The sequence below is a fragment of the Tenacibaculum xiamenense genome (genome assembly GCF_964513065.1).
Taxonomy (GTDB): Bacteria; Bacteroidota; Bacteroidia; order Flavobacteriales; family Flavobacteriaceae; genus Polaribacter; species Polaribacter xiamenense.
On sequence record NZ_CAZEQU010000018.1, the window covers coordinates 1 to 5,436 of the forward strand.

Sequence of the window (5,436 nt, forward strand, 5' to 3'; positions counted from 1 at the left end):
GCAAGATGTATTGGGTATAGAAAAGGTTGGAGTTTATGATAATTTCTTTGAATTAGGAGGACATAGTTTATTAGTTGTTCAGTTAATATCGAGATTGCAAAAGATAGATTTCAATATTGCTGTAAAAGATGTTTTCTCAAATCCAACGATTGCGTCGATGAGCGAGAGCGCTTCATCTTTATCATTAATGTATCAAGTTCCAGCGAATGGAATTACAGAGAATACAGATTATATCGTTCCAGAAATGGTTCCTTTATTGGATTTTGACCAAGAAGATATTGATGCAATAGTTTCAAAGGTTCCAGGCGGAGTTGAAAATATTCAGGATATCTATCCATTATCACCATTACAAGAAGGAATTCATTTCCACTATTTGATGAGTGATAAAGAGCAAGGAGATCCTTATGTTTTATCGAGCTTGTTATCTTTTAAAGATGAAGAAAAGCGTGATTCTTTTATAGAAGCCTTACAATTTGTAGTAAATCGTCATGATGTCTTAAGAACATGTTTTGTAAGTGAAGGTTTACCAAAAGCGGTTCAGGTAGTGCAAAGAGAAGCAGAATTATTAGTAGAACCATTGACTTTTGAAAATTCAACAGATGTACTATCAAAATTAGGAGAATTACGTATTCCTGGAAAGCAATGGATGGATGTTTCAACAGCGCCATTATTAAAATTGAAATCAGCAGATGACACTAAAAATAACACTTACTATTTACTGATTGACCAACATCATTTGATATTAGACCATATAGGTTTAGAAAAAGTGATTGTTGAAATTGAACACTATTTATCAGGAAATAAAGAAAATCTTCCAACACCTGTATTGTATAGAGATTTTATAGGACATACGTTACATTCACAAGCAACAAACGATAGCGAATCTTATTTCAGAAATTTATTTGAAGGTATTGAAGAACCTACCTATCCGTTTGATTTATCAGAAGCAAAAGGGAATGCCAGTGATATAATAGAGTCAAGTATCATTTTATCAGATGAACTAAGTAATGAACTTCGAGAGGTTGCCACTAGATTAGGAACGAGTCCAGCAGTATTATTCCATGCAGCTTACGGGTTAGTTGTAGGAAAGTGTAGCAACGCTGATTATGCTATATTCGGTTCGTTATTTTCGGGACGTTTACAAGGAGCTTTAAATTCAGCCGATTCTTTAGGAATGTTCATTAATACATTACCATTCTATGTTTCTCTTGACCGAAATGTAACGGAATATATTGAGGAAGTAAAACAAAGACTACAAGACTTACTACCATATGAACAAACACCATTAACAAATATTCAAGGATGGAGCGAAATTTCTAATGAGGTTGCCTTTTTCAGTGCTTTATTGAACTATCGTCATTCACATGGAGGAACGGTAGAAGAGCATGATAATGAAGAAGTAGTTGATTTAGGAGTAGAGCTTATAGGAGGAAATGAAAGAACGAATTATCCATTCACCTTAAACGTTGATGACTATGGACAGAGCTTTGGATTAACAGCTCAAATAATTAATAGTATCAATGCTGAGCGAGTATTAGGTTATATGGAAGAAGCATTAACTCAATTATTAAATGCTTTAAAAACAAAAGAAGAAGTTTCTGTAAATTCATTAAATGTTTTATCATCAGAAGAAGAGAAACAGTTCTTGGAAGTTTTCAATGATACTAATGTTGATTACCCGAAAGATCTCACTATTGTAGATTTATTTGCAGAACAGGTAGCAAGTAGACCAGATGCTATTGCATTATCTTACGAAGGAAAAGAATTAAGCTATAAAGATTTAGATACTAAGTCAAATCAATTAGCTCATTATTTAAGAGAGCAGGGAGTTCAGCCAGATACTTTAGTTGGTATTTGTTTAGAACGAGGCTTTGATATGATCATTGGTATTCTTGGAATTTTAAAATCAGGCGGCGCATATGTTCCAGTAGATCCAGCTTACCCAGAAGATCGAATTGAATATACTTTAACCGATGCAGGAATTACCTTAGTATTAAGTGATGATGCTAGTAAGGAAGTTTTAGATGGTAAAGCGGAGTTGAATATACTTTCTTTAGATGGAGATTGGGATACAATTTCATCATATCCAACAGAAGAGTTAAATAAAGTAGTATCACCTAGGAATTTAGCTTATGTAATTTATACCTCAGGAAGTACAGGTAAACCGAAAGGAGTTTTAATAGAGCATTTAAATGTTGTTCGTTTATTTAAGCATGATGGATGTTTGTTTGATTTCGATTCAAATGACGTTTGGACTTTATTTCATTCTTTCTGTTTTGATTTCTCAGTTTGGGAAATGTATGGAGCATTATTGTTTGGAGGTCGATTGGTTATCGTTCCAAAGTCAATTACCAAAGACGCTATAGCTTTCAGTAATTTATTAGTTGAAGAAAAAGTTACTGTATTAAACCAAACACCAAGTTCTTTCTATACACTTCAAGATCAATACTTGTCAATTACAGATGAGACTACCATTCGTTATGTGATTTTTGGAGGGGAAGCTTTAAATCCAAGTTATTTAGCAAGATGGGAACAATCGTATAAAAATAGCGAACTAATCAATATGTATGGTATTACTGAAACTACGGTTCATGTTACCTACAAAGAGATTACAGAGGCAGATATCAATAATTCAATAAGTACGATTGGTACAGCGATTCCAACATTAAGCTGTTATATCGTGGATGATTATTTAAATCCAGTTCCACAGGGTGTTATTGGTGAGTTATGTGTTGGAGGAAGTGGTGTTGCTAGAGGTTATTTGAATAGAGAAAACTTAACAAATGAACGATTCGTATCAAATCCATTTAGTAACGATGCTAATGATCGTTTATATAAATCAGGAGATTTAGGACGTTGGCTAGCAGATGGAACAATTGAATATATAGGAAGAAAAGATGCACAGGTTAAGATTCGTGGATACCGTATTGAATTAGGAGAAATAGAATCTGTACTTTCTAAAGTTGAAGGAATCCACAGTAGTTGCGTTTTAGCGAAAGAAGATGGTACAGGAAACAAACGTTTAATTGGATATGTAGTTAAAGATGATAGTTTAAATAAAGAAGGAGTTCAATCAGAATTAAAGAAGAGTCTACCAGAATATATGGTACCTCAAATATGGATTGAATTAGAAGAAATGCCATTAACATCAAATGGTAAACTGGATAGAAAATCACTTCCAGAACCAGATGGAGGAATGTTGTCAACGAAAGAGTACGTTGCTCCAAGGAATGAAATGGAAGAGCGAATAACTATTATTTGGCAAGAGCTATTAGGTATAGAAAAAGTTGGAGTTTATGATAATTTCTTTGAGTTAGGTGGACATAGCTTATTGGTTGTTCAATTAATATCTCGTTTGCAAAAGTTGAATTACCATATTAAAGTTAAAGACATTTTCTCAAGTCCAACAATAGCTGAAATAGCTGAAAAAGTATCTTCTGAAGCTTCAGTATATCAAGTTCCTGCAAATGGAATTATCGAAGGAATTGATCGAATTGTACCTGAGATGGTTCCATTATTAGACTTCGATCAAGAGGATATTGATAAAGTTGTAGAAAAAATTCCTGGAGGAGTTGCTAATATTCAGGACATCTACCCATTATCGCCCTTACAAGAAGGAATGTATTTCCATCATTTAATGAGTGATAAAGAAGGAGGAGATCCATATGTTCTGCCATGCTTATTATCGTTTACGGAAATAGACAAACGAAATGATTTTATAGAAGCTTTACAATATGTAGTGAATAGACATGATGTATTACGTACTTGCTTTATCAGTGAAGGATTACCTAGAGCAGTACAAGTTGTACAAAGAAATGTTGAAGTTTCTGCCGAAAAATTAACTTTTGGAGCATCATCAGATATCTTATCCGAGTTGGAAAGATTAACAGCGCCTGGAAATTTATGGATGGATGTATCAAAGGCTTCGTTAATACAATTAAAATCAGCGGATGATCCAACTACAGGTACTTATTACGTAATTGTTAACCAACATCACTTAGCATTTGATCATTTCGGATTAGAAAGAATTATTAACGAAATCGTAGTTTATTTATCTGGAAAGGGAGCAAGTTTACCAACACCTGTTTTATATAGAGATTTTATTGGACATGCACTTTATCAACAGGCTACAAATGATGGTGAATCGTATTTTAAAGGTTTGTTTGGCGATATTGATACTCCTACATATCCATATAGTTTATCAGATACAAGACGAGATGGTGGTGGTGTCCAAGAGGCAAAAATGAGTTTGCCAGATGAATTAAGTAAAGAAATTAGAGAAGTTTGTACGAATTTAGGAATGAGTTCGGCTGTACTATTCCATGCTGCTTATGGAATTGTTGTGGGGAAATGCAGTAATTCAGAATATGCAATTTTTGGTTCGTTATTCTCAGGGCGTTTACAAGGTACTTCTGGAGCTGCAGATTCTTTGGGGATGTTTATGAATACTTTACCTTTTCTAGTTCCTCTAGAAGGAAATATTTTAGAGTTTATTCTTCAAGTTAAGAAAAGGCTGACAGAATTATTATCATACGAGCAAACTTCATTATCAGATATACAAAGTTGGAGTAATATTTCAAATGAGGTACCATTGTTTAGTGCTCTATTGAATTTCCGTCACTCTTCGAGTGAAATAGTAACTGAGGTAGAAGCAGATGAAGATGTTGTTGATTTAGGAATTAGTGTAGTAGGCGATTATGAACGAACCAATTATCCATTTTCAGTTGACGTTGATGATTTTGAAACTGGGTTTGGGTTAATTGCTCAGATTGATGGAGATGTTGATCCTAATCTTATACTTGCTTACATTCTTGAAGCTGTAAAAGGACTTGTAGCTGGATTAAAATCAGAAAAATCTTTACCTGTTTCGAAACTAAATATTTTACCACAGGAAGAAGAAAGTCAATTATTAGAAGTTTTCAATGACACTTCGGTTGACTATCCACTTGATAAAACATTTGTTGATTTATTTGCTGATCAAGTTCAAAAATCTCCAGAAGCAATTGCAGCAATTTTTGCTGATCAGAAAATAACGTATAAAGAATTAGATGAGCGTTCAAATCAACTAGCACATTGCTTGATTGAAAGAGGTATTACATCAAATACGATGGTGGGTATTTGTTTAGAACGTAGCTTAGATATGTTGATTGGAGTATTGGGTATCCTAAAATCAGGAGCTGCCTATGTACCAATGAAACCAGATTTTCCACAGAGTCGTATAGCTCATATTCTTGAAGACCTAGGACATTCTTTAGTAGTAACAAATGTAGAGAGTAAACCTGTTTTCTCTTCTATGGAAACTATTGATTTGGTGCTACTGGATGATTTAGAATTACAAGAAAATTATCCAATTACATCATTAGAAAAAGATTATAATGCTTCAGATTTAGCCTATGTAATTTATACTTCAGGAAGTACAGGATTGCCTAAAGGAGC

At 33.7% G+C, this 5,436-nt stretch carries 1 protein-coding gene (only partly in view); it reads left to right on the forward strand.

The features are described 5' to 3' along the window. The first annotated feature begins 10 nt into the window (after positions 1-10). Positions 11-5,436, forward strand: the 5' portion of a protein-coding gene (locus ACKTTV_RS08865; RefSeq protein ID WP_456243522.1) for an amino acid adenylation domain-containing protein. The gene runs 10 nt beyond the window's last position; the window shows 5,426 of its 5,436 coding nt (coding positions 1-5,426); it begins with the start codon at positions 11-13; its stop codon lies off the right edge, out of view.